This is a genomic window from Streptomyces sp. NBC_01306 (assembly GCF_026340465.1).
Classification (GTDB): domain Bacteria; phylum Actinomycetota; class Actinomycetes; order Streptomycetales; family Streptomycetaceae; genus Streptomyces.
In genome coordinates, this window is sequence record NZ_JAPEPC010000003.1 from 124,924 (window position 1) to 144,330 (window position 19,407).

The 19,407-nt window shown below is 68.5% G+C and carries 14 protein-coding genes and 7 pseudogenes; 12 read left to right on the plus strand and 9 right to left on the minus strand.

From position 1 onward, the window contains the following. Positions 1-96: 96 nt before the first annotated feature. Positions 97-969 carry a transposase gene (locus tag OG385_RS36170; protein ID WP_266862306.1) on the minus strand — a complete coding sequence of 291 codons (873 nt, stop codon included), beginning with the start codon at positions 967-969 and terminating at the stop codon, positions 97-99. Positions 970-980: 11 nt separating this feature from the next. Between OG385_RS36170 and OG385_RS36175 the strand changes: the two are divergent. Continuing rightward, a pseudogene (locus OG385_RS36175) lies at positions 981-1,358 on the plus strand (zinc ribbon domain-containing protein); the annotation flags it as partial. Here OG385_RS36175 and OG385_RS36180 read toward each other — a convergent pair. The 5 genes from OG385_RS36180 to OG385_RS36200 all read right to left on the minus strand — a co-directional run bounded on the left by OG385_RS36180 (position 1,336) and on the right by OG385_RS36200 (position 7,802). Then, entirely contained in the window at positions 1,336-3,582 is a 2,247-nt protein-coding gene (locus tag OG385_RS36180; protein ID WP_266862308.1) for a 2-dehydropantoate 2-reductase, read from the minus strand. The pseudogene OG385_RS36175 and the gene OG385_RS36180 sit on opposite strands and share 23 nt — an antisense overlap. Continuing rightward, positions 3,579-4,430: an SDR family NAD(P)-dependent oxidoreductase gene (locus tag OG385_RS36185; protein ID WP_266862490.1), complete on the minus strand. Its 852-nt coding sequence runs from the start codon at positions 4,428-4,430 to the stop codon at positions 3,579-3,581. Before OG385_RS36185 ends, OG385_RS36180 begins: the two co-directional genes overlap by 4 nt. Beyond that, entirely contained in the window at positions 4,427-5,734 is a 1,308-nt protein-coding gene (locus OG385_RS36190) for an MFS transporter (RefSeq protein WP_266862310.1), read from the minus strand. The genes OG385_RS36185 and OG385_RS36190 overlap by 4 nt, the downstream gene beginning before the upstream one ends. After that, entirely contained in the window at positions 5,731-6,672 is a 942-nt protein-coding gene (locus OG385_RS36195) for a polysaccharide deacetylase (RefSeq protein ID WP_266862312.1), read from the minus strand. Before OG385_RS36195 ends, OG385_RS36190 begins: the two co-directional genes overlap by 4 nt. Before the next feature lie 146 nt (positions 6,673-6,818). Beyond that, positions 6,819-7,802 (minus strand): Lrp/AsnC family transcriptional regulator, encoded by a 984-nt coding sequence (locus tag OG385_RS36200; RefSeq protein WP_266862492.1) that lies wholly within the window; start codon positions 7,800-7,802, stop codon positions 6,819-6,821. A gap of 1,383 nt (positions 7,803-9,185) precedes the next feature. Here OG385_RS36200 and OG385_RS36210 point away from each other — a divergent pair. The 4 genes and pseudogenes from OG385_RS36210 to OG385_RS36225 form a co-directional block, all read left to right on the plus strand. Continuing rightward, positions 9,186-10,370 (plus strand): zinc-dependent alcohol dehydrogenase, encoded by a 1,185-nt coding sequence (locus OG385_RS36210; RefSeq protein ID WP_266862316.1) that lies wholly within the window; start codon positions 9,186-9,188, stop codon positions 10,368-10,370. 118 nt (positions 10,371-10,488) lie between these two features. Continuing rightward, a pseudogene (locus OG385_RS36215) lies at positions 10,489-11,380 on the plus strand (SDR family oxidoreductase). Positions 11,381-11,481: 101 nt separating this feature from the next. Further along, positions 11,482-12,048, plus strand: coding sequence for a type 1 glutamine amidotransferase domain-containing protein (locus tag OG385_RS36220; protein WP_266862318.1), 567 nt, complete (start codon positions 11,482-11,484; stop codon positions 12,046-12,048). 302 nt (positions 12,049-12,350) lie between these two features. Continuing rightward, positions 12,351-13,427, plus strand: a pseudogene (locus tag OG385_RS36225) (NAD(P)/FAD-dependent oxidoreductase); the annotation flags it as partial. A 274-nt stretch (positions 13,428-13,701) separates the two neighbouring features. On the opposite strand, the pseudogene OG385_RS36230 reads toward OG385_RS36225, so the two are convergent. Beyond that, positions 13,702-13,851: pseudogene (locus OG385_RS36230) on the minus strand (alcohol dehydrogenase catalytic domain-containing protein); the annotation flags it as partial. On the opposite strand from OG385_RS36230, the pseudogene OG385_RS36235 reads away from it, so the two are divergent. Continuing rightward, positions 13,852-14,106 (plus strand): annotated as a pseudogene (locus OG385_RS36235) (type I-E CRISPR-associated endonuclease Cas1); the annotation flags it as partial. A 17-nt stretch (positions 14,107-14,123) separates the two neighbouring features. Continuing rightward, positions 14,124-14,393 (plus strand): annotated as a pseudogene (gene cas2e, locus OG385_RS36240) (type I-E CRISPR-associated endoribonuclease Cas2e); the annotation flags it as partial. A gap of 262 nt (positions 14,394-14,655) precedes the next feature. Here the strand turns inward: cas2e and OG385_RS36245 are convergent. Further along, a complete protein-coding gene (locus tag OG385_RS36245) occupies positions 14,656-14,925 on the minus strand; it encodes a hypothetical protein (protein WP_266862319.1) in 270 nt (89 codons plus the stop codon). A 714-nt stretch (positions 14,926-15,639) separates the two neighbouring features. Between OG385_RS36245 and OG385_RS36250 the strand changes: the two genes are divergently transcribed. The 3 genes and pseudogenes from OG385_RS36250 to OG385_RS36260 all read left to right on the plus strand — a co-directional run bounded on the left by OG385_RS36250 (position 15,640) and on the right by OG385_RS36260 (position 16,663). Beyond that, the gene (locus tag OG385_RS36250; RefSeq protein ID WP_266862494.1) at positions 15,640-16,095 is read left to right on the plus strand and encodes a DUF5946 family protein; all 456 of its coding nucleotides are present in this window, start codon (positions 15,640-15,642) and stop codon (positions 16,093-16,095) included. A 93-nt stretch (positions 16,096-16,188) separates the two neighbouring features. Continuing rightward, positions 16,189-16,455: pseudogene (locus OG385_RS36255) on the plus strand (Tn3 family transposase); the annotation flags it as partial. A 22-nt stretch (positions 16,456-16,477) separates the two neighbouring features. Next, the gene (locus OG385_RS36260; RefSeq protein WP_266862321.1) at positions 16,478-16,663 is read left to right on the plus strand and encodes a hypothetical protein; all 186 of its coding nucleotides are present in this window, start codon (positions 16,478-16,480) and stop codon (positions 16,661-16,663) included. A gap of 96 nt (positions 16,664-16,759) precedes the next feature. Here the strand turns inward: OG385_RS36260 and OG385_RS36265 are convergent, their stop codons facing one another. After that, a complete protein-coding gene (locus tag OG385_RS36265) occupies positions 16,760-17,512 on the minus strand; it encodes an SDR family NAD(P)-dependent oxidoreductase (protein WP_266862323.1) in 753 nt (250 codons plus the stop codon). 186 nt (positions 17,513-17,698) lie between these two features. On the opposite strand from OG385_RS36265, the gene OG385_RS36270 reads away from it, so the two are divergent. Next, positions 17,699-18,604, plus strand: a complete 906-nt coding sequence (locus OG385_RS36270) for a helix-turn-helix transcriptional regulator (protein ID WP_266862324.1) — start codon at positions 17,699-17,701, stop codon at positions 18,602-18,604. Positions 18,605-18,916: 312 nt separating this feature from the next. Continuing rightward, entirely contained in the window at positions 18,917-19,381 is a 465-nt protein-coding gene (locus OG385_RS36275; RefSeq protein ID WP_323183974.1) for a hypothetical protein, read from the plus strand. Positions 19,382-19,407: the final 26 nt, after the last annotated feature.

Here is a 19,407-nt window from a genome sequence, read left to right on the forward strand (position 1 = left end):
CGGGGGACGGGGCAGGCGGGAGCCGATGCGGCCCGCTAACGAGTTCGTGCATGGTTTGGCGGTGGCGCGTCGAGTGCCGAGGTTTGGCCCTCGTGTTCACATTCGCACACTGCTGGCGATGGTGGCGGTCTGCTGGTGGGAGAGCAGTCCGGCGACGGCTTGGATGATGTCACTCATGTGCTCGCGGCGGCCGTGGTGGTGGGCGAGGGCCCGCCAGTTCTTGAGGTGCCGCCCGATGCCGTGCTGGACGCGAATGCGGCGTGAGGAGCGGGCCTTGCGCTGGCGTTCGTGCATTTCCTCGTACCACTCGGGCGGGTTCTTCTTGAATTTTCGGTGCGGCGGTGTCACCACGCGCCCGCCCGTCTGGGCGCCGAATCCCTGGTAGCCGGCATCGGCCAGGATCTCCACGGCAGGCCCCTCTGCCAGTAGCTTGGCCAAGCCCAACTTCCGGGCATGCGTGATGTCCGCGCAACTGGCGGGCTCGGCCGGGCTGCAGAACGGCAGTCGCCCCTCGGCGTCTGTGACGACCATGTATTTGACGGCGTTCTGCTTGTTCTTGCCGGAGATGAACTTCACCCGGTCCTTGCGCCCGGTGGCGGGGCGTCGGCCCCGGATCTCGGTGCCGTCAATGATCCCAGTCGGGCCGTTCGCTCCGAGAGGTTCGATGACCTCGGCGAGCGAGCCAAGTCGGATATCAGGGGTGACGGTGCAGCCCCGCTGGGCCAGCAGGGGGCGTACTTCGCTGTTTGCGCGCGTGATGGTAGAGCGGTCGACGCCGAACCAGCAGGCCTGAACATCGGGGGTTGCGCCGTGGTGGAGGTGGACGAGGGTCGCCAACAGGCGGTCGACGAGGACCAGTTTGTACTTTGCCCCGGCGCCCACGGCTCGCCGCCGGGGCCGCGCGGTCAGGACGGCCTGGTGTCGTTCATGCCACAACGGGCCAACCTCGGCGACGAGTGCGGTAATCACATCGGGCGTTCGCGCACGAAGACGTCAAGATCCGCAACATGGCCAACGCCCCGGCCCCGAAGCCCGACCCCGCCCAGCCAGGCAGCTTCCTGCCCAACGGGGCCGCCGCGGAGGCCGGACTCAACCACTCGATCAACGATGCCGGATGGGCGGTGTTCCTGACGATCCTGCACGCCAAGGCTGAAAGCGCCGGACGGGAAGTGATCGCCGTGGACCCCCGCAACACCTCCCGGACCTGCCCCGAATGCGGGCACGTCGCAACGGAGAACCGGCCCACCCAGGAGAAGTTCCACTGCGTCTCGTGCGACCGCCAGGCGCACGCGGGCACGGCTGCCGGGGACCGGTCCGGCCCGGTCACACGCCTGTTCAGCCCACGGGCAGGGCGGTGAGTACCAGTGCTGTGAGTGCTGCGCGCTCCACCATGCCGGTGACCGAGGTGTTCTCGGACCGGGCATGTGCTCCGGAGCCGACCGCGCCGATGCCGTCCAGCACGGGGATACCGGCCGCCACGACGAAGTTCCCGTCGCTGGCACCGCCGACCGCGGCCTCGCGCAGGTCCCAGCCGAGCGACGCCGCACAGGTGCGTGCCACCGTCGCCAGCTCCGCGACTCCTTCAGTGCGTTCGAAGACGGGTCGGTTCCATCCACCGGTCACCTCGATGGACGTGCGTGCATTCACCGGCCGCAGTGCGGCCAGAGCCACGCCGATCCGGTCCTGTTCAGCGCTGGTGGCTACCCGGATGTCCAGGCGGGCGGTGGCCTTTCCGGCCGTTACGTTGCTGCGGGTGCCGCCCTCGATGACGCCGACGTTGAGTGAGGTGCCGGCCTCCGGGTCACGCAGGCAGGTCAGTTGAAGAATCTGATGGGCCATTTCTTCGACCGCGCTGGCTCCGGCTTCCGGGTCGAGGCCGGCGTGCGCCTCCTGGCCGGTGACGGTGAGGGTGAACAGGCCGACTCCCTTTCGTGCCGTCTTGACGGCGCCGTCGGCCGCGGCTTCGAAGACGAGGGCGGCGCGGCTGCGCCGGGCCTCCGCGACGATGGCCTCGCTGGAGGTGAGGCTGCCGGTCTCTTCGTCGCCGTTGAGCATGAGCGTGCAGGTTGGGCGGGGCAGACCGAGCGCGTCCAGCGCTCGCAGGCCCCATACGGCTTGGACGAGTCCTGCCTTCATGTCGAAGACGCCGGGGCCGGTGATCCGGTCGCCCTCGCGCCTGAACGGCCAGTCGTCCAGGGTGCCGGTGGGCCAGACCGTGTCGTAGTGGCCCAGCAGGAGAACCGGCCGGCTCCCGGTGCCCGGGTAGCGGCGGATCAGGATGTCGCCCGTCCGCTCGCGTTCCAGTATCTCTTCGGTCTCCGGGGCGCCCAGGGTGTCGTCGAGCCAGCCGCGCACCCACGTCAGACAGGCGTCGAGCGCCTGCCGGTCGTCACTGGCACTGCCTTGGGAGGTGTAGGCGGCCAGGTCGTCGACCATGTCCTCCCGGTGCGAGTCCAGCCACGCCGCGACGGCGGCCGCTGTCTGCGGGTCGGGGCGGGCGCAGCCACCGTGCGAGCCCTCTGCCCCGGCAGATCCGGCAGATCCCTCGGGCAGCTGGGTCGGCGGTGTGCCTGCCAGGAGGTCGAGTGCGTCGAGCCGGGTCTCCGCCATCAGGTCCGGGTCGTGTTCCAGTTCGCGCAGTCCGTCGATGACGGCTCGCAGCACCGGTGTGCCCACGGCGTGGCGCTCGGCTTGCGTGAAGACCTCTGCGTAGTGCGTGGTCACCTCGACCGGACGACGGCGTACTGCCAGGTCACGCCAGATGCCGCTGCGGTCCTTGGCTTGTGTGGCGAGCCAGGCGGTGAGACGCCTGGTGGCGGCACGGCGCACGGAGGGTTCGGCACCCCGCCGGAACGCGTCGGGCTCGAAGGCGTCGAACGCCTCCAGCTTCACCCCCTGGGCCTGAGCCACGTCGAAGACCTCGGCGGCCACCGCGTGCATGGTGGGTGGGTGGCGCTGGATCAGTTCGGCCATGGGTGCGTCGGCCAGGGCCGTGGCGGCCAGCATGGCGCCGAACCCCGCCTTGGCCCACAGGTATCCCTCGACGTTGTCGCTGGCCACCGCCGGCCCCCAGCACTGCAGGTCGGTGACGAGCGCACGGACCCGGTCGGAGACGGGGGCGCTGTGACGCTCACCGACTACCAGGGCTCCGGCGCCGCCGTCGAGGATCACCCCGGGTTCGATGACGTCGGCGAAGATATTGACAAAGGCGGCGACGGTGCGTCGCGGTCCGATCCGGTCCGCTATCAGCTCCTCGTTGAAGCCGTTCTGGAACGAGACGACCCAGCCGTCCGGGGTCAGCCGGGGGGCGATCCAGTCGAGAGCGGCACCGGTGGCCTGTGCTTTGACGGCGAGCAGTACGTGGTGGACGGTGCCGTCGAACGCGTCGGGTGTCGCCGCTTCCACCCGTACGTTCTCGCGGTCCTCACCCCGGGCGACGGTGAGCCCCCGGTCGCGGATCGCCGCCACGTGCGCGAGGTCGGTATCGATGAGCTGGACGCGATGGCCCGCGCGGGCCAGGGCGAAGGCCAGGGTGCCGCCGATGGCTCCGGCTCCGACGACCGTGTAACTGCCGCTGCTCATGCGGGGTTTCCTTTCGTGGCCTGGGCCGGTGGTGCGGTGGTGGGGGAGTGCGGGCTGCCATCGGAGGCGTCCGTGCCCTGCGGTGGCCAGATCCGGGGCAGGTGGAGGGCGCCGGTGGAGGATCCTCCGTCGACGCGCAGGGTTTCGCCGGTGATCCAGGAGGCGTCCGGGCCGGCGATCCAGTGGACCGCGCGGGCGATGTCCTGAGGGGCGCCCGCCCGGCCGAGCGGGTTGGCGCCAATCGCGGCGGCGTACTCCTCGGAGACCGGGTTGCAGGAGCTGTCGACCGGGACGAATCCGGGGCTGACGGCGTTGACGCGGATACCGTGCGCGCCCAGTTCGAGGGCGGCGGCCCGGGTGGCCATCTCCAGCGCGGCCTTGGAGCTGGCGTAGGGGCCGCCGCCGGGACGGGCCCGCAGCGCCGAGCCCGAGGAGATGTTGACCACCGCGCCGCCCCGGCCGTGCTTGCGGGCCAGCCGGGCGAACGCGGCGGTGGCCAGGACCGGGGCGCGCAGATTGACGGCGAAGAGCTGGTCCCACTCCGCGGCCGAGACTTCGGCCATGTCGAGGGAGGGATAGACACCGGCCGCGTTGACCAGGACGTCGACCGGCCCCCGCACCGCCCAGGCCCGCTGGACGAGGTCCTCCGGGGCCCGGGGGCCGGTCAGGTCGACGGCGAGCGTGCCTGCTGGGCCGGTGGGGCCCTTGGCGCCGACGTGTGCGGCGATGCGCTCCAGGGCCTCCGGGTGGCGGTCGGCGAGGGTGAGGACGGCGCCGGCTACGGCGAACTCCTCGGCGATCGCCCGGCCGATCCCTCCGGCCGCGCCGGTGATCAGGACGTGCATCAGCGGAACTCCTTGTTCTTGGTCTCGGGCATCGTCACGTAGACGAGGAACGAGATGAGCGACGCCCCGGAGACGTACAGCCATAGAAGGTCGCTGTGACCGCTCTCGTGCATCCAGGTGGTGAGGTAGGGCGCGGTGCCGCCGAAGAGGGTGACGGCCAGCGCGTAGGGCAGGGCGATGCCGGTGGCCCGGATCTCCGCGGGGAACTGCTCGGCCATGATCACCGCGCAGTTCGCGGAGTAGCCGAGGATCAGCAGCATTCCGACCAACTGCACCAGGAACAGGCTGAGGAAGCTGTCGCCCAGCAGATGCAGCAACGGCCAGGCCAGCACCGTGAACCCGCCCGCGAAGACCGCCATGGTCGGCTTACGGCCGAGGCGGTCGGAGAGCAGGCCGGCGAACGGCAGCAGGACGATGAAGACGACCAGGCAGAGCGTCTGGGACAGCAGCGCGCGGCTCAGCGGGATACCCGTGGTGAGGTTGGCGTACGTGGGAAGGTAGTTGACCCAGATGTAGTACGTCAGGGTGCCGGCGATGGTGATGCCCGCGACGCGCAGCGCGGCGCCGGGGTGTTCGACGAACATCACCTTGAGCGGGTTGGAGCGTGTACGTCCCGCTCCCCGGGCCCGGGTGAAGGACTCGGAGTCCTCCACCGAGACCCGCAGCCACAGACCGACCAGTCCGAGCAGTCCGCCGGCGACGAAGGCGATGCGCCAGCCCCACGCGTGCAGGGCAGCGTCGCTGAGGGCGGAGGTGGTGATCGTCCCCAGAAGTGAGGCGATCAGCGCTCCGCCGGCGACCGACACCTGCTGCCACGATCCGGCGAACGCGCGGCGGCCGACGGCGGCGGACTCCACCAGGAATGCCGAGGAGGAGCCGAACTCGCCGCCGGCGGAGAATCCCTGGACCAGCCGGGCCACCAGCAGCACCAGAGGGGAAAGCACTCCGATCGAGTCGTAGTTGGGGGCCAGGGCGATGACGAAAGCGGCACCCGCCATGAGCGCGACCGTCAGGGTCATGCCCTTCTTGCGGCCGTGCCGGTCGGCGTACACGCCGAGCACGGCCGCGCCCACGGGCCGCATGACGAAGCCGACGGCGAAGACAGCCAGGGTGGACAGGAGAGCGACCGCACCATTGCCGGAGGGAAAGAACTCATCGGCGATGATCTTGGCGAAGATGGAGTAGAGGGCCCAGTCGACCCACTCCACGGTGTTACCGATCGTGCCGGCGACGATCGCCTTGCGCTGCTTGCCGGACAGCTTGTGCGTGGCGCTCACGGCCGGGACCGCGGGGGACTCGGTACTCATGGCGTGTGCTCCGGGAACTCGAAGGAAGGAGTCTCGGTCGCGGTGCGGACGGCCTGGGCCAGCTCCGCGTGGGTCGCGAACCAGACGCCGGGGTGCGCGGCGATGTGGTCCAGCAGCTCGCGCAGGACGATCAGCCGTGAGCGGTGGCCGATGACATGCGGATGAAGGGTGAGCTGGAAGACGCCACCCGACCGGTACGCGGCGTTGAACTCATCGGTCCAGATCTCCAGCACGTCGCGGGGACGGCTGTGCGGGCGGACCGCGCCGTAGCGGTCCATGGTGAAATACGGCGCGTCGTCGCGGATCCAGTCGACCGGTATCTCGACCAGCCCGGTGGGCCGTCCGGCGGCCAGGATCTCGTACGGCTCGTCGTCCGCCATCAGCGACGAGTCGTAGGCGAAGCCGAGGTCGAGAATGGTTTGCAGGGTCGAGTCCGAGAAGTCCCAGGACGGAGTGCGAATACCAGCCGGGCGTTGCCCCGTGATCTCCGTCAGGGTGTCCAGGGCCCGCCCCACGAGCTCCTTCTCGTCCTCGGCGCCGAGCAGGGTGTTGCGCTCGTGTATCCACCCGTGCACCGCGATCTCATGACCGTGGCGCGTGTAGGCCCGGGCCTCGTGGGGGTGGAGCAGCGCGGAGACGGCGGGCATGAAGAACGTCGCCGGGACACCGAAGCGGGAGAGCAACTCCAGGATTCGCGGTGCACCGACCCGCGCCCCGTACTCGCCCTGGGCGAGCAGTCCCGGGCTGGTCTGACCGTCCCGCAGCGGAATGGTCTCGTGGTCGGAGTCGAAGGACAGGGCGACCGCGACCCGGGCGCCGTCCGGCCAGCGCTCCGGCAGCAGCCGCCGCCCGGCACGAACGGCCTCGACGTGCCGGCGCCACTCGCTTTCGGGCCACCGCCAGCTCTGCCTCGCGGTGTCCGGCTCTGTTGCGGGCATGGTGCTCTCCAGTAGCTCGGGGACTGGGGGAAGTTCGCCGCTCGCACCCAGCTCATGGGCGGGCGGCAGGTATGCAGATGTGCGGCTTTTGCGCAGACGAGGCCGCGTGTACGGGAGCCGGGCGCTGGCTCGTCCCGCCGACGGACTCAGCCGGACTGATCCAGCCGGGTCCAGGCACCCTTGACGGTGGCCAGGTGCACGGTGACATCGGAGGCGTTCAGGCCCGGCAGGGCGCCGATGACCTCACTGGTGTAGCGGAACAGGTCGGAACGGCGGGGCAGCACCATGTGGCCGACCAAGTTGAAACGACCGGTGGACGCGGCCAGGAACTTCGTGCCCGGGTGGCGTGCGAGCTGGCGACCCGCCGCGTCGAGCCGGTCCGGCTCGACGGACAGCCACACCATGAATTCCGCCTGATACCCCAGAAGAGCAGGGTCGACCAACGTCCGGAAGTGCAGGGCTCCACGCTCCACAAGCCTCTCCAGCGCCCGCGAAACACTGGACTCACTGCGCTCCAGCCTGCGCGCCAGTGCACTGACCGGCGTCCGGCCGTCCTCGGCGAGAGCGCCGGCAACGGCCCGCTCAAGAGGGGACAGCGCCTGTGGCGCCTGGTCCCAGTCCTCACGGTCGAACGGCGGGGCGAAAGTGGCCGACCGCAGGTCGGCAGTGGCCTCAGGGGGCAGCAGGCCGGTGTCCCACATGGCCGCCGAGGTGAAGTTGCGGAGCACGGCGACACATTCGGTGCTGGTGATCAGGTGCGCGCCCGGCAGGTCAGTAAAGAGCAGCCGCATGAGCTGCTCGTTGTCCTCGGCAACGAAATCGACGATCAGATCGGCGGTTCCGGTGACGACCGCCAGGAACCGCGTCTCCGGGCACGCGGCCAGCAGTTCGGCGAGTTCCAGCCCCTTACCCGGCTTGGCATGCACCCGTACCAGCATGGACGAGCCACTCTCGGTACGGTCCAGCTCCAGCGCACCGACCACATGAACAAGCTTGCGCTCGCGCAGTACCTGGTAGCGCCGCTGTGCGGTGGTCTCGCTGGCTCCCACCCAGCGGGAAACGGAATTCCACGAGGCGCGGCCGTTGAGCTGGAGCGCGGCGATGACGCGGCGGTCCAGCTCATCGATCATGCCTGCATGGGCTCGGGATGACATGGCACGGACCTTAATCAGCGGCCAGAAACCCGTCAACGGCGGAATCCTGCATCAGTGGCCAGCGCAAAGGCCGTCTCCAGCGTTATGCGGGTTTCAGGAAGGGAAATGCCGCAGATAGGCCATGGTGGTTGGGTGCGGCACGAGCCTGCAGGATTACCTCGCGAGGACGCGTAAGTTTCCGCAGCTCGGCTTCTGCGCGACGCCGCAACACCGACTCGTTGATGAGGGCGATGAGCCTGAGTGGCAAGTTCTCTGCGCACAAACTGCTGCCACGTCACTCGGACAGCCACGTGCCGGTCGATCTGCCCTTGCCCAGCCCAGCCCCGCGTACGGGCGGAATCCACCGGTCCGCAGACGGTGGTCTGTTGGGGCGGCGGGTGAGTGAACGCGCGCCGTACCCAAGCGACTTATCGGACCAGCAGTGGGCTGTGATCGACCCGGGCTCGCGACGTCTGCCAAGCCCTCGACCGCGAACTGCTGCCGAGAGCATCGAAGGCACGCGCTGGAAGTCTCGGCGAAGAGTTCTCGGTGGCTCTTGCGGACGGCGGGCCCGTGGCCGGGGTCAGCACGCTGATCCCGAGTCGGCAGACAGCGGTGAGCTGGACGCCGTACTTCGCGGTTTCCGGCATGGACGAGACGGTGGCCAGGTGCGCGAGCGAGGGGCGACCATCGCCGTCGGCCCGAGGAAATTCGCCCCCGGACGCGCAGCCTTCGGCGCGGACGGCGACGGGTGGGTCTTCGGACTCTGGGAGGACGACCCTCCCCTGGGCGATCGGCCAGGGGGGGAAGCTCCCGCCCTCCTGGAGCTGCGTACGCCGGACGCCTTCGACCGCAGCCATCTTCTACGGCGAGATCCTGGGCTGGGCGAGCGGCGAACCTGGTGCCTGCGACGTGACCTAGGAGGACGACCACGTCCTCGTCCACGACGGCACGCGAACAGTGGCCACCGTGAGGGACGGAGCTGTCGAATGCCTCCGACCCGCAGATCCGGCCCCGCTGGACCATGCACATTCGCGGCCCCGACCCCGCCACCACGACCGCGGCGGCACGCTCGGCAGGCGGCACGGTGACTTCCCTGAGTCCGGTGCCCGGCAGGACGGACCACCATGCCTTCATCCGTGACCCGGCCGGTGCCCTGTTCGCGGTCACGGACCTCAGAGGACCGCTGCCAAGCTGACCGATGGGTGGGGTCAGGTGCAACCAGAGGCTGGGGTCGGCACTGCGTCAGAAGAGGACGGCCGAATGGCGCAGCCTGCGAAGACGCGCAGCCTGCCGCATGGTGGGAACGAAGCTGGATGAGGCCGATATCTCTCGGCTTCAGCGGACTCAGTGTTGGGAAGCGATTAGTAAGGAGCGATGATGAGGGCTTTGACCTGGCACGGCAAGCGCGACGTCCGGGTGGATACCGTTCCTGATCCGCAGATCACCGATCCGACCGACGTGATCGTGCGAGTTACCTCCACGGGTATTTGCGGGTCGGACCTGCACCTTTACGAGGTGCTCGGCCCCTATCTCGACCCCGGGGACATCCTCGGCCACGAGCCGATGGGCATCGTGGAGGCGATCGGGCCGGAGGTCACAGCACTTTCGGTCGGGGACCGCGTCGTCGTTCCCTTCAACGTCTCGTGCGGCACGTGCTGGATGTGCGGGCAAGGCCTGCACTCGCAGTGCGAGACCACACAGGTCAAGGGCCGGGGGATGGGCGCTTCACTCTTCGGCTTCTCCAAGCTTTACGGCCAGGTGCCTGGCGGCCAGGCGGAACTCCTGCGGGTGCCGTTCGGTAACACCCTCCCCGTCAAAGTGCCGCACGGCCCCCCTGACCAGCGGTTCGTGTATCTGTCCGACGTGCTGCCCACCGCCTGGCAGTCCGTCGCATACGCAGACATCCCCCGGGGTGGCAGCGTCACCGTGCTCGGACTCGGACCCATCGGCGATATGGCCACCCGTATCGCTCTGCACCAAGGGGCGGGCCTGGTCATCGGCGTCGACCTCGTACCTGAGCGTCTGGCCCGGGCACGTTCCAGGGGCGTGCACACACTCGACCTGAACGAGTACGGCAAGGACATCGGAGAGAAGATCCGCCGGCTCACTGGAGGCCGCGGCACCGATTCCGTCATCGATGCCGTCGGCATGGAAGCCCACGGCGCTCCCGTCACCAAGGCCGCGCAGCAGTTCGTCGGCCTGCTGCCCGACGGCCTCGGCGAAAAGGTAATGGGCCGTGCCGGAGTGGACAGCATGACGGCGTTCAACACGGCCGTCGACGCTGTCCGCCGGGGCGGCACCGTCTCACTCATCGGCGTCTACGGGGGCGCTGTCGACCCGGTCCCGATGCTGACCATGTTCGACAAGCAGATCCAGCTCCGTATGGGCCAGGCGAACGTCAAGCGGTGGGTCGACGAGATCCTGCCGCTCCTTGACGACGAAGACGTTCTCGGCGTCGACGACTTCGCCACCCACACTCTGCCCCTCGAAGACGGCCCCCAGGCCTACAAGACCTTCCAAGCCAAAGAGGACGGCATGATCAAAACCGTCCTCACCCCCTGAAGCGACGGTGGACTGACTACCTCTTCCCGCAAAGGATCAGACGAAGGCGAAACACCGCCGAGTCAGCTGTGCGTGCAGGCTCCCCTTCACTCTTCTCACCCCGTCTTGGAGGGTTTCCGTGACAGGCGACAGTGAAGTCCCACAGGATCCCGTCACCAAGCATCCGCAGCCGGAATTCGAGCAACAGGATCAGGATCACCTCGGGTGGACAGGGCCGATGGACCCACCGCCTGACCATGGAGAGGACTCCTACCAGGGCCACGGCCTGCTGGAAGGCCGGAAAGCTCTGGTGACCGGCGGCGACTCGGGCATCGGCCGGGCCGTCGCCCTGGCGTTCGCACGGGAGGGCGCAGACGTCCTGTTGGCCCACCTCCCCGACCAGGAGGAGGACGCGAAGGAAACGTCGCGCCTCATCACCGACGCGGGGCGAAAGGCCGTCCCGGTGGCCTGCGAAATCCGGGAAGAACAGCAGTGCGGACTACTCATCGACTGCGCTGTCACCGAGTTCGGCCGCATCGACATCCTGGTGGACAACGCCGCTTATCAGATGCCTCAGCCGGATGGGATCCAAGCCATCTCCACGGAGCAGTTCGACCGTGTGATGCGCACCAATCTCTACGGCATGTTCTGGCTGTCGAAAATGGCATTGCCGCACATGCCCAAGGGCGGGTCCATCATCAACTCCGCGTCTGTGCAGGGGTACAAGCCCAGCCCGCACCTTCTCGACTACGCGATGACGAAAGGCGCCATCGTCACGTTCACCCAGGGAATCGCCCAGATGGTGGCCGCTGACGGGATCCGGGTCAACGCGGTAGCTCCCGGGCCGGTATGGACCCCACTCATCCCCGCCACGCTTCCGGACACCGCCACCTTCGGAAAGCAGTCGCCGCCTGGGACGTCCAGCCCAGCGAGCGGAACTGGCCCCCGCTTACGTCTTCCTCGCCTCACCACAGGCGAGCTACATCACCGCGGAAATCGTCAACGCCACCGGAGGGACACCACTGCCCTGAGAGACCGCCCGACACGATCTCCCGAAGTTCTCCTCTGCCCACTTTGAGGTCGGGGCGCCCAGGCCCCGATCCTGTCGGTAACTGTCACAGAAAGGCGCATCATGGCTGACGAACCCCTCAACGGTCACCGTGTTCTTGTCCTCGTCACCAATTACGGCGTCGAGCAGGACGAACTGCTTGTTCCGCTCAAGCGGCTGAGCGAGGACGGCGCGGACGTGACCGTGGCCGCTGCCACACCGGACCTCATCCAGACCCTGGTGGGGGACAAGGACACCGGCGAGACCGTACGGCCCTCCGCCACCTTCGAGACGGTCGACCCCCTCGCGCACCAGTTGCTGCTGCTCCCCGGCGGCACCCTCAACGCCGACAACCTCCGCCTGAACGACAAGGCCATCGACATGGTCAAGGCATTCGCGGTCTCCGGCCGGCCCATCGCGGCCATCTGCCACGGGCCCTGGGCCCTGGTGGAAGCGGACGTCCTCAAGGACAAGACACTCACCTCCTATCCCTCTCTGCGTACGGACATCCGCAACGCGGGAGCCAAGACGTGGGTGGACGAACCAGTGGTGAGCGACTCCGAAGGCGGCTACACCCTGGTCACCTCCCGGACCCCCAAGGACCTCGACGACTTCCTCGGTGAGGTCCACAAGGCACTCGTCGGCTCCTGAACGAACGTGATGGCATTGTCGTCGTCCTCGCCGGCGCCGTCCTTCGGCTTCCACTGGTGGACGCCGGCCGGGCTCTTTTCACTGGCGGCCCGCGCGAGCATGTGCAGGACACGGCGCAGAAGCCTGTCACCCGCCTCGATGCGCAGGCCCTGAACTGTCACCTTCCGCAGCCATGGCCGCCCGCACCCGCTGGTCCTCCCGAGCGGAGCTGACGTCCTGCTCCAGGGGCGTGCGGCTCACGGCAGTCGCGATGCTCGGCGGCCACCACGTCGGCGACGGGTGCTCCAGCTGGGGCTTCGCGGGAGGAGACCCCGATCGTTGTCTGGAACGACTACCGGGTGCTGCGCAATCCCTCCAACGTCGAACTCGCCCGGGTCATCGGGCTGCGCACCGAGACCGCCGCGAAGGCCGTCTGTGACTTGGTGGTGGTCGGCGCGGGACCCGGGGGCCTGGCCGCCGCGGTGTACGGCGCCTCCGAGGGACTCTCCACCGTCGTGCTGGACGCCGCGGCGACCGGCGGCCAGGCCGGCACCTCCTCCCGGATCGAGAACTACCTCGGTTTCCCCGCCAGGATCTCCGGCATGGAGCTCGCTGAACGTGCCGTCGTACAGGCCAACCGGTTCGGCGCCCGGATTGACGTCCCCGCCGAGGCCGTCGGCCTTGAACAGCGGGACGGGAACAGCGTGGTACGGCTCGCCGACGGCGCCACGGTCACCGCCACCAACGTCGTGGTGGCCACCGGCGCCCGCTACCGGCGGCTGACCGCCCCCGGTGTCGAACGGTTCGAAGGACTCGGGGTCCACTACGCCGCCACCGTCTGGGAGGCGCGGACCTGCCGCCTTGACACGGTGGCGATCGTCGGCGGCGGCAACTCCGCCGGCCAGGCAGCCCTGTTCCTGGCGCGCGAGTCGCCCGCCGTCCATCTTCTGGTCCGTGGCGAAGACCTGGAACACAGCATGTCCCGCTATCTGATCGACCGGATCGAGCGGCACCCCCGGATCCATGTCCGGCTGCACACCGAAGTCCGGGAGGTGACCGGCGAGGACCGGGTCGAATCCCTCGTGGTCGAGAACAACCGCACCCGCGAGCAGCAAGTGGTTGCAGCCCGCGCCCTGTTCGTCTTCATCGGCGCGCGTCCCGCCACCTCCTGGCTCGCAGACGCCGTCACCCTGGACCGGCGCGGCTTCATTCCGACTGGGCAGGACGTGGCCCAGGTAGCAGCGGACCTCTGGAAGCCCCTAGCCCGAGCCCCGCTCGCGTTGGAGGCCAGTCTGCCGGGAGTCTTCGCCGTCGGTGACGTCCGCAGCGGCTCGGTCAAGCGGGTGGCCTCCGCAGTCGGTGAGGGCGCCATGGCTGTCCGTCTGGCGCACGAGCACCTCGGGGAGGCGGGACCACCCGCCATCCGATGACCTCAGCTCATCCACAACGCGAGAAGGGGCTGGACGCGTTCGATGAGCTGTCAACGGTTTGGTGGATGGCTGGTCGCCTGGGGCAGCCCGGAAAGCGGTGGTTACAGCGTGGCCGTCGGCCCGTTCGTCGTCGGCTATCAGTACGCCGGGCCGCGGGCCCGCTACATGTTCTCTTGCGGATTCCGATGGAGTTCGAGAGATTACCGACTGGTTGGCTCGGGTTGAAAAGGCCATCCGCATCGGCGGCTGCTCCCCGCTCCCGGTCCTTGACCTGTGTGGTCTCGCACTGCGAGTGCAGGCCTTGCCCGCACATCCAGCACGTGCCGCACGAGACGTTGAAGGGAACGACGCGGTCCCCGACCGAAAGTGCTGTGACCTCCGGCCCCATCGCCTCATTGCCGACCTCTACAAAGCCGAGATCGGTATCCCCCTCGCGTTCGACATCGCAGCCGAAGACGAGCAGGACGTCGGCCCGCGCACTCGCCGCGGACTGCGCGACCGCATTCACGCGACCGGACTCCTGGACCGCTATGTAGCCGAAATCAAACAGCTACTGCTGCCTGACAGACCGAACGCAGGAGACGAGCTCGACCGCGTCACGCTCCAGAGCGACCAAGGCCACCAGGTGGCAGCCGGCGTCAACTACGGAACCGAAGAATCGCCCATCTGGTCACCGTCATCGTCCTCACCAACTGCCCACCTGGGCTTCGGGGATTCCTCACCCGCTGGCTCCTCGAAATCTCGGCGGGTCTCTTCGTCGGTAACCCCTCAGCCCGCGTCCGCGACGTCTTGTGGCACGAAGTCCGCCATTACGCGGGCCAAGGCCGCGCCCTGCTCGCCCACACCTCGAACAACGAACAGGGCTTCACCTTCCGCACGCACGATCACGCATGGCGTCCGACCGACCATGAGGGCCTGACCCTGATCCAGCGCCCCGTTGCCCAAGCCCCGGTGAGGTGGCGCTCGACCGCCACGGTGTACGAGGCGGGCGGGGCCGACAGAGGTACGACGCGAGCACGCGGCAACCGAGGTGCGTCTCCGCTCCCCGCCCGTCCGCAGTTGCCCGGCGGCGGCATCGGCTTCGGTGATGGGCGCCGCCGGGCATTCAGACAGGATCGCAGCAGCCACTGACACCGAGCGGCCTCGGACCCGACGTGCCTACGCTCCGGGGCACTGGAGAGGAGGCCTCTGCCGTATCTCAGCGGTCGATCGGGGCTGCAGCCCGTAGTACGGCGGCGGCATGGGCGTTCCACTCGCGGAGAGTGTCCGTGGAAGGGATTGCGCCGGGAACAAGGACGTAGTCGCGTCGGTGGAGGACTGTCCTCATCTCCGGCTGCTCGCTGAGGTACTCCCAGTGTGCGGTCTCGCTCTGCTCCGGGGCTCGCCCCGTACTCAGAAGCCGATGGATCTGGTCCGCCAGGCCGAGGAACTGGTGGTACAGGTTGCTGCGCTCTTCTGCCTTCCCCATGTCTTCCCTCACGTTTGTGTCGCGCTGTGCTCACATTATCCACACAAACGTACGGGGTCTCCAGTGATTGGCATCGCCGGAGCGAGAGGGCACACCGTAAGGACAGCGGTGGGCAGTTCGGTCGATCCGGCCTGGATGCCGGCCAGTCTTCCCTGGCCGCCACCGGCGAGTCGGGCCACCTGGTTCGCGACGCGGCACACAGGGTTGCGGGGAGGGGGAGCAGCGTGACCGCTACTCTCGCTGCCCAGTGGGCAAAAGATGAACCTGTGCGGCCCGGGCCGCCGTTACCGGTGCTGACCGCGTCTCGCCATCCGACGGTGGCTTGAGCCAGCGGCCTTCTGGGCGCGCCGTCGTACGGGTGACGATGTCCGTTGCGCGGGCGGAGCACCGCTATCTGTGACGCATGATCACTTCTCGTGGATGGCTGCGCACCGCTGTGGAGGTCCGCCAGCAGTCCCAGCGCCAACTGCCGTACACGCAGGCGAGGTTCCAGCCGGGTGAAACGACCCGGGATCCGGCCGATGCGGCCGTGGAACATCGCCTGCCATCGGGCAGGCACTACGCTGTGACCTGCGGCTATCGCTTCATCATCAGTCCACACGCAGGACGGTGATCACCGGTGGCCCCAGATGTCTGGTTACCGGGTTCCTCCAGCAGGATCACCACTCGGCTGAAGTACTGGCTACGCTGTACTTCGAGGATCGAGGAGAAGGCATGCAACCTTGCCTGGAGTGCGGTGCACCGATAGCTCCGCGATCCTGCGACGAGCTGTTCCACGCCTTGCTCGCTCTGGACCATTCACGTCAGGCACCGTGGGGGCCGCTGCACGGTGTCTCAGTCTCCTGCTTCCTGCTCCAACATCCCAGTCGGCTTCCTGCCGACGACGGCGCGATGGCTTGGGCGCTCCTGCGTGCGTACCTCGAAGGCGGCCTCGACGAAGTGAACCAGCTCGTCGGTCATGCTCGTCGTAGCAACTCCCATCGTGCGAAGGGCGAGCCTTCACGAGTGGTCCGGGACGCGGCCTTGCTGCACCGGGACGCGCCGCGATCCTCTTTCTCCGTCACGATCCAAGACGTCGCCGTCGATGGGACGTTCCCCTCGTCGGAGTTCACGCAACGCGTCAAGGCTTGGGTTGCCGCGACGGTCGACGCGTGGAGCTGCGGCACGTGACCGGAAAGGCCGTGGCCCGCCGAAGAACGGCCCACGGCATTCATAGGTTCTTCGGCCTGTCCACGACCGCACTCACGACGCTGGTGCGCCTGAGGCCGACTTTCCCCGGTCTCCGCCGACGGGATCCGCTTCACCGTGCCCGTGCAGACCCTGTACGCGGGGTCGAACCCCCGGTATTTCGGGCTGCGGCACAAGGGCGCCACCTGGCTGAACGTGGTAAACGACCAGGTGATGGGGCTGGGCGGGGTGGTCGTGCCGGGCACGCTGCGCGGCTCGCTGTTCATCCTGGACGCCATCCACGCCCGCGACGGCGGCCCGAAGCCGGAGACCGCCATCACCGACACCGCGTCGTACTCCGAAGCGGGCCGCGCTTGACCAGGGGATGACCGTACGGCGCGGCCAGGGTTACACCCTGCGCGTCAGCACCACCCAGGCGAGCCACCGCCAGATCCTCAACCGCTGCCGGCCGCTCGACGGCGCCCAGGGCGTCCCGACGATCCCGGCCCAGCGCAAGGCCCGCCGCGAGTACGAGAACCGCGTCAGCACACTCACACCGCCCGGAGCATGATCGTTCTCACCGCCAACTCCTGTACCGATTTCCCCGAGGCCGTGATCGAGGACATCCGGCCGTGTCCAGGTAGTCCGTGACGGCCCCGTGAGGGTGTCAGACCTGGCCGTAACCGCCGTCGACCTGGTAGTCGGCGCCGTTGACGTGGGAGGCCGCGTCCGAGGCGACGAAGGCGATGACGGCGGCGACCTCTTCCGCGGTACCGGCCCGGGTCATCGGGGTCCCGGTGGCCATCGTGGCGATGAGCGCCTCGCGTTCCTCGGCGGTGGCGGCCAGCTGTGCGATACCGGGCGTGTCCGTCGGGCCCGGGCTCACCACGTTCACCCGGATCCCGCGTGGGGTCAGCTCAAGGGCCCAGGTACGGGCGAGGGCGCGGACCCCGGCCTTGGAGGCCGCGTAGAGACTCCGCCCGCGCGACGCCTTGTGCGCGGCCATCGAGCCGGTGAGGACGATGACACCACCGTCCGCCAGCAGCGGCAGCGCCTTCTGGACGGTCATGATCGTGCCGGTGATGTTGACGTCGAAGACCGTCCTGATGACGTCCTCGGTGATGGTTCCCAGCGGCGCGGTCGCGATCGCCGCCGCGTTGACGACCAGTACGTCCAGCCGGCCGCTGCGCCGCTCCACCTGCGCGAAGAGCCGGTCGAGGTCGTCGGCCGAGCGCGAGTCGGCCCGCACCCCGATCACATCACCCGGTATGTCCGCGGCCGCCGCCGTCAGGGCGTCCTGGTCCCGTCCCGTGATGTAGACGGTGCCGCCCCCTTCGGCGATCTTCCGCGCGGTGACGTGGCCGATACCGGCACTCCCGCCCGTCACGACCGCGACCTTGTTGTGAAATGCGTTGCTCATGGAACTCGTCGTCCGTTCATCTGGGTAGCCGTCCTTGGGGAACCTCGTGCAAGACGTCCCGGGAACGTCCTGAGGAACACAGGCGGTTCGAGCCTGCGCCCTGTGCGGACACCGGTTCCAGAAGCCTGCTGATACTGGTACTGACAGCACCAGGCCGACGCCTCCCGGCTCTGGCACAGTGGACAAGTGCCGACGACCACGAACCGGACCGAACTGCGGGAGTTCCTGCGCTCACGACGCGCGCGGGTCTCACCCGAGGATGTCGGCATCCTCCCGGGAGACCGTCGGCGCACCCCCGGACTGCGCCGCGAGGAGGTCGCCCAGCTGGCCGGTGTCGGCATCACCTGGTACACGTGGCTGGAGCAGGGGCGGCCGATCAACGTCAGCTCCCAGGTGCTCGACGCGGTGGCCCGCACGCTGTTTCTGGGTGCCGCCGAGCGTGACCACCTCTACCGGCTGGCCGAAGTCCCCCAGCCCCCGGTCATCAGCGATCCGCCGACCGAGCTCCCCGGCCACCTCGACACCGTCCTGGGAGCCCTGGACCCGTTGCCCGCCATGTTGGTCGACGCCCGCACCGACGTGCTGCGCTGGAACCGCGCATACGCGGCCCTGCACCCCGCTCTGGTCAGTGCTCCGCCCGGCAAGCGCAACACCCTCTGGCACCTCTTCGCGGCACCGGAGGGGCAGCACCACATCGTCAACCGCGACGAGCAGGCGCCCGAGGCCGTGGCAGGGTTCCGCTATCGCTACAGCCAGAACGCGGGCGACCCGCGATGGCAGGACTTCGTCACCCGTCTGTGCACCGCCAGCCCGCTGTTCTCCCGGCTCTGGGCTACGCACGACGTCGCTCCACCGCACCTGTGCGACAAGCGCTATGACGTCACGGGGATCGGCGAAGTGAGCCTGCGTGCCACCGGCATGGAACTGACCGACCACCCCGGCGTCCGCCTCGTCGTCCAGACCCCCACCGACATGCGCAGCCGCGAGAACATCGACCGCCTGCTGCGCGGGTACTCAGCGACGGAACGGCCGGCCCCAAGCTCGACGAGTGGGCTGACCTGCAACCCGCGGGCAGTCGCTCCGCCGACCTGAACCGGCTCGGACACCGATCCCCGGGAAGCGCCGGATGACGCCTGCATCCCGGTGACTGGGCACCAGGAACGTCAGATCAGTCGGGGACCGAACCGCTCCTGAGCAGGCAGAGCGACGCCAGATTCCGAGCCCTGATTCGAAGGCCGCGAAATCGTCTCACCAACAGCCAGCGATGCGGGTCCAGGGCCACCGTCAACCACCTTTCTGCCAGCCCGAAGACATAGGAGCAGAGGCCGGCCGGCCAACCCTGGGAACTCGGCGTGTGGGAGTGGGTAGTTCCAGATGTGGATGTGCCCGTGTCAGCCTTGCTGTGTGGTGCCTGTGCGGGCCAGTCTTGAGGTCGACCGGCCCGCCGAACAAGGGCCACAAACGAACGGGGACTTCTTCATGCTGCGCAGAATCACGACGGCACTTGCTGCTGGTGCGTTGCTTGCTGGGATCGGACTGGCAAGCAGCGGGACAGCGTCGGCCGCGCCCGCCGGCGGCCCCTGGGTGGGATGCCCGTACGGGGCTGTGTGCATCTATGGCCAGGACGCCAATCCATGGGGCAGCCCCCACCCGACGGACGTGTATTACAGCTACGGTGCCCACAACTTGAGCGGCAAGTACGGCCACCACTACATCGTCAACAATCAGTACAACGGCGCCAGCGTCAGCCTGTGCTCGGGCTACAACGGCGTCGGATGTCACCCTCAACTCCCGGCGCAGAACGCGCAAACCTACGACCTGACACCCGTCAACTCCATCACTCTCAACCGCGACCCCATCCTGGGATAGGCGCTGTCTTCAACCGCCTCACGCCG